This window comes from uncultured Rothia sp. (assembly GCF_937976295.1).
In the GTDB taxonomy this organism is placed as follows: Bacteria; Actinomycetota; Actinomycetes; order Actinomycetales; family Micrococcaceae; genus Rothia.
In genome coordinates this window covers 1-5,460 of record NZ_CALJRY010000151.1, presented here as the reverse complement: position 1 = coordinate 5,460, position 5,460 = coordinate 1, and the positions used below count along the sequence as shown (strand labels likewise).

At 62.2% G+C, this 5,460-nt stretch carries 6 protein-coding genes; 5 read left to right on the top strand and 1 reads right to left on the bottom strand.

Annotation, left to right across the window (positions count from 1 at the left end):
- The 5 genes from Q0216_RS04025 to fabF all read left to right on the top strand — a co-directional run.
- Positions 1-875, top strand: an 875-nt coding sequence (locus Q0216_RS04025) for a tyrosine recombinase XerC (RefSeq protein ID WP_298593125.1), incomplete at its 5' end; no start/stop codon positions are given.
- A 250-nt stretch (positions 876-1,125) separates the two neighbouring features.
- Positions 1,126-2,025, top strand: coding sequence for an ACP S-malonyltransferase (locus Q0216_RS04020; RefSeq protein ID WP_005507477.1), 900 nt, complete (start codon positions 1,126-1,128; stop codon positions 2,023-2,025).
- 116 nt (positions 2,026-2,141) lie between these two features.
- On the top strand, positions 2,142-3,167 hold the full coding sequence (locus Q0216_RS04015; protein ID WP_298593122.1) for a beta-ketoacyl-ACP synthase III: 1,026 nt from the start codon (positions 2,142-2,144) through the stop codon (positions 3,165-3,167).
- 222 nt (positions 3,168-3,389) lie between these two features.
- Positions 3,390-3,632 (top strand): acyl carrier protein, encoded by a 243-nt coding sequence (locus tag Q0216_RS04010; protein ID WP_005507475.1) that lies wholly within the window; start codon positions 3,390-3,392, stop codon positions 3,630-3,632.
- Between the two features lie 195 nt (positions 3,633-3,827).
- Positions 3,828-5,099, top strand: a complete 1,272-nt coding sequence (gene fabF / locus Q0216_RS04005) for a beta-ketoacyl-ACP synthase II (protein WP_298593120.1) — start codon at positions 3,828-3,830, stop codon at positions 5,097-5,099.
- 15 nt (positions 5,100-5,114) lie between these two features.
- Here the strand turns inward: fabF and Q0216_RS04000 are convergent.
- Positions 5,115-5,460, bottom strand: a 346-nt coding sequence (locus tag Q0216_RS04000; protein ID WP_298593118.1) for a hypothetical protein, incomplete at its 5' end; no start/stop codon positions are given.

Genomic DNA, 5,460 nt, shown 5'->3' with positions numbered 1-5,460 from the left:
GCTATGAGAAGCACCGTTCCGAAGAGACGATTCGTTCCTATATTTCGGATTTGGAAGGCTTCTTCGGCTACATGGCGCGCCGCGGCGTGCGGCATCTGGATAGTATCGATGCGTCTCTGATTCGTGAGTGGTTGGGTTCGTTGCATTTGCGGCAGGCGGCTCGTTCTACGGTGGCGCGCCGCGGTTCGACCCTGCGCACGTTCTTCACCTGGGCTCAGGAGGAGGAACTGGTGCACGCCAACCCTACGCGCGGTATGCGCACTCCCAAGCGGGAGAATCACCTGCCGCCGGTGCTGAGCCGTGAGCAGATGAACCAGCTGCTCACTACCCTGCAGGAGCGTCGGGCGCAGAATCCTCGTGATGCACGCCTGCTGCGCCTCGAAGCCGTGGTTGAGGTGCTGTACGCCTCGGGCATGCGTATTTCCGAGCTGACCGGCCTGGATTTGCAGAGCGTGGACCGGGCGAATAAGACGGTGCGCGTGCTGGGTAAGGGCAATAAGGAGCGCGTGGTGCCGCTGGGTACCCCGGCGCTCAAGGCGTTGAATCGTTGGGTTTCGTATGGTCGTCCGCAGTGGATTCCGGAGGGCGCTCAGGGTGTGACGGCACTGTTTATTGGCCCTCGTGGGGGGCGTGCGAATGCCCGTCAGATTCGTGAGGACCTGACCCGCCTGCTGCGCACGGTGGAGAACACTCAGGCCTCGGGTGCGCACGTTTTGCGCCATTCGGCGGCGACTCACCTGGTTGATGGTGGAGCCGATATCCGTTCGGTGCAGGAGCTGCTGGGGCATTCGTCGTTGGCGACCACGCAGATTTACACGCACGTGTCGATGAAGCGTCTGGCGGAGACGTACGCGCGGGCGCATCCGCGAGCATAGGGTGGCAACCCGAAAGTTAGGTGTCTCTCTATTTGAACCTTGCCCGTTCGGGTTGTACGAATGGGCAATTTCAATCTAAGCTATACACTGTTCAACCACTGTCTAAGCTCCCAGTGCACCCCAAAATTCTTGCACTGCGATGTTTATGCAAAGCGGTTGAACAAGGTAGCATAGGTAACAGACTAACCGCGGTCTTCATCTCTGCAGAGGCACCGCGTACGAGTACTAAAAACCAGAAAGGTCGCACCGCATGCGCGCACTCGTTTGCCCCGGACAGGGCTCCCAGAAGAAGGGCTTCCTGAGCCCCTGGCTCGAGATTGAAGGTGTGCGTGAGCACCTGGAACGACTCTCCGAAGCGGCAGGCATCGACCTGATTCACTACGGCACCGAAGCCGAAGAAGAAACCATCAAGGACACCGCAATCGCCCAGCCCCTCATCGTGGCTGCAGGCATCGTCACCGGTCGCCTCGCACTGCGCGAACTCGACGGTGAAGAACTCATCTTCGCGGGCCACTCCGTCGGCGAAATCACCGCGGCAGCCCTCGCGGGCGTACTCAGTGACGAAGACGCAATGCGTTTCGTGCGCGTGCGCGCCAACGGCATGGCGGAGGCGGCAGCCGCCTCCCCGACCGGCATGGCTGCAGTACTCGGCGGCGTTGAAGAAAACGTCCGCGAAGCCATCGACGCAGCAGGCCTGGTCGCAGCAAACTCCAACGGCGGCGGCCAGATCGTAGCCGCAGGCCCCATCCCCGCCATCGAAGCATTCGCCGCGAACCCGCCCGCACGCGCTCGCGTCATCCCCCTAAAGGTCGCTGGCGCATTCCACACCGAGGCAATGGCACCGGCCGTGCCCGCCCTGGAAGAGTTTGCCGCATCCCTGCAGGTATCCGACCCGACCTCCGCACTGCTGACCAACCGCGACGGTTCCGCCGTGGCATCCGGTGAAGAGTTCGTCAAGACCCTCGTCTCCCAGGTGACCAGCCCCGTCCGCTGGGACCTGTGCATGGCAACCCTGCTTGAGCGTGAGGTCGCCGGCATTATCGAGGTCGCCCCCGCAGGCACCCTGGTCGGTCTGGCAAAGCGCGCGATGCGCGGCGTGCCCGGCACCTCCATCAACACTCCCGAGGACCTCGCCTCGCTGAAGGGCTAAACGCTGGGGGAGAGCACCCAGCCCTCCTCACGCTAGGAACCCTTCACACCAGACATGCACTTTAGACATGCGAGGCACACAGTGTCTTGCGAGCATCAGCACTAAGGATTGAATACGTGACTACCCTCAAGCAGTACGAAATCAACCGCTACTCCCGCATCCTCGGTTACGGCGCAGCCCGCGGTGAAGTCATCGTCCCCAACGATGACATCGTTGAGGCAATCAACTCCTCCGACGAGTGGATCAAGCAGCGCACCGGCATCGCAACCCGCCACCGCGCCAGCGAAAACCAGTCGGTAGCCGACCTCGCCATCGGCGCCGCTAAGGACGCCCTGGCAGCATCCGGTGTGACCGGTGAGGACATTGAGGCGGTCATCATCTCGACCATCTCGCACCCCTACGCAACCCCCTCCCTGGCAACCCTGGTTGCCGACGCAATCGGCTCCAAGTGCCCCGCATACGACATCTCCGCAGCGTGTGCAGGTTTCTGCTACGGCATCGCCCAGGCAGACGCCCTCGTCCGCGCGGGCACCGCAAAGAACGTGCTGGTCATCGGCGTTGAGAAGCTCTCCGACTTCATCGACAACACCGAACGCACCATCTCCTTCCTGCTCGGCGACGGCGCGGGCGCCGCAGTTGTCGGTGTCTCTGACGAGCCCGGCATCGCCCCCACCGTATGGGGTTCGGACGGCTCCCGCTGGGGCACCGTCGGCATGGACCGCTCCCTGCTGGACATCCGCAACCGCGACTTCGTAGCAAACCCCGTGCAGGAGGGCGAAAAAATCTGGCCCACCCTGCGCCAGGACGGCCCCTCCGTCTTCCGCTGGGCAGTATGGGAAATGGCGAAGGTCGCCAAGCAGGCACTCGAAACCGCCGGCATCACCCCCGACGAGCTCGGCGCGCTCATCCCGCACCAGGCAAACGCCCGCATCATTGACCAGATGGTCAAGACCCTCAAGCTTCCCGACACGGTGGCAGTGGCACGCGACATCGTCGATGCCGGTAACACCTCCGCCGCATCGGTCCCCCTCGCCGCACACCGCCTGCTCAAGGAGAACCCGGAACTCTCCGGCAAGTTCGCCCTGCAGATCGGCTTCGGTGCCGGCCTGGCATTCGCAGCTCAGGTGGTCGTCCTTCCCTAAGGAAAACCCGTTCCCTAAGGAAAACCACCGGAGCCCGATGCTCACCGCCCCTCACCACCGGCACCGCGCCGGTGCGCGAGAAAGAACATAAAGCGGGAAAGCATCCCCACAAACTCCGAGTTGACGCATGCGTACACCACGCAGACACGATAAACTCGGTAATGCACGCGTACCCCCACCCGGCGGGTGCGATGACCATCGAAACAACAAAGGAGCCCCTGAATGGCTAACAAGGAAGAGATCCTCGCAGGTCTGGCAGAAATCGTTAACGAAGAGACCGGCGTTGAGGTTGAGGACGTTCAGCTGGACAAGTCCTTCACCGAGGACCTGGACATCGACTCCATCTCGATGATGACCATCGTCGTGAACGCTGAGGAGAAGTTCGAGGTGACCATCCCGGACGAAGAGGTCAAGAACCTCAAGACCGTTGGCGACGCAGTCGAGTTCATCGCGAACGCTGCCTAAGCTATAACCAATAACGAGGCGGCGCGGGCTCTCACCGGCCCGCGCCGCATCGCTATTCACTCTGCTTCATTTCAATACACTCCGGGCTCCCATAGCGGTGTTCCCTACACGCAGTATCAGCCCGGACCCCACAGGTTTATATCCACACACCACCGGATAAACCACCAAATCGACCACCGAAGAGAAAGTGCCACAATGTCTCGAAAAGTGCTGGTGACCGGCCTCGGCGCGACCACCCCCATTGGCGGCGACGTCCCCACCACCTGGGAAAACGCAACCAAGGGCGTATCTGGTGTATCCACCCTCGACTACCCCTGGGTCAAGGAATACGACCTGCCCGTATACATTGCAGGCCAGCTCGCTGTTCCCGCCCTCGAATCCGGCCGCCTCACCAAGGTAGAAGCAAAGCGCCTGGATCCCTCGGGCCAGCTCGCCCTCATCGCCGCACGCGAAGCATGGGAAGACGCAGGATTCACCGGCCCCGACGCCGAATCCGCTGAAGAAGTCGACCCCGAGCGCACCGGCGTAGCCTTCGGCACCGGTATCGGCGGCGTGTGGACCCTCCTCGACGCATGGGACACCCTCCGCGAAAAGGGCCCCCGCCGCGTCCTGCCCATGACCGTCCCGATGCTCATGCCCAACGGCAACGCAGCAGCCGTCTCCATGAACCTCAAGGCACGCGCCGCAGCGCAGACCGTCGTCTCCGCATGCGCATCCTCCACCGAAGCCATGCAGCTCGGCGCCGAAATGATTCGCAGCGGCAAGGCAGACGTCGTCATCGTCGGCGGCTCTGAGGCAGCAATCCACCCGCTCCCCATGGCAGCATTCGCCAAGATGCAGGCACTCTCCTCCCGCAACGACGAACCCGAAAAGGCATCCCGCCCCTACGACGTCGACCGCGACGGCTTCGTCATGGGTGAAGGCGCAGCAGCACTCATCCTCGAATCCGAAGAACACGCCAAGGCACGCGGCGCACGCGTCTACGCGGAACTGGCAGGCACCGGCGTATCCGCCGACTCCTACCACATCACCGCACCGGACCCCGCAGCACTCGGCGCAACCCGCGCACTGCGCGAAGCCCTCGAAGACGGCAACATCGACCCGAAGACCGTCGTGCACATCAACGCGCACGCCACCAGCACCCCCGCCGGTGACCTGCCCGAAGCAACCGCAATGCACGAAACCTTCGGCGAACACACCAAGAACATCGCCGTCTCCGCAACCAAGTCCATGACCGGCCACCTGCTCGGCGGCGCGGGCGCACTCGAGGCTGTGTTGACCGTACTGGCTCTGCACCACCGCACCGCACCCTGCACCATCAACCTGGACAACAAGGACCCCCAGATTGACCTGGATGTGGTGACTGAGGCACGCGAACTGCCTACCGGCGAGATTGTGGCGCTGTCGAACTCCTTCGGTTTCGGTGGCCACAACGCGGTTGTGGCTTTCCGTTCCGTAGAGGACTAAAACTCTTCGACAGCCTCATAGGAAGGGCACGTCGGACAATGCTAGCGGGGGAGTACCCCCTCTGCGGCGCTGGCGCTCTTTGACGAGATGCTCACACTGCCCGTCGTCGCAAAGAACGCCGTCGTGGTGCAGGAGTTTCAGCGCTCCCGCAAAACCTTGGCCGTCGTTTCTGATATGCTCACGGCGCTCGGCACGCCATCCCTCCCCTTTGGCGAGATACCGAAGGAGATTCTTGCGGAGGCAAATCGGCGCGCAGAGGAGCTGACAACCTGACATTTTTGGTAAAATGGAGGAATACAAATGAAGAAAAGCGTTGGAACTCTCACGTTCTATGATTCTATCAACAACCAACCAAACAATG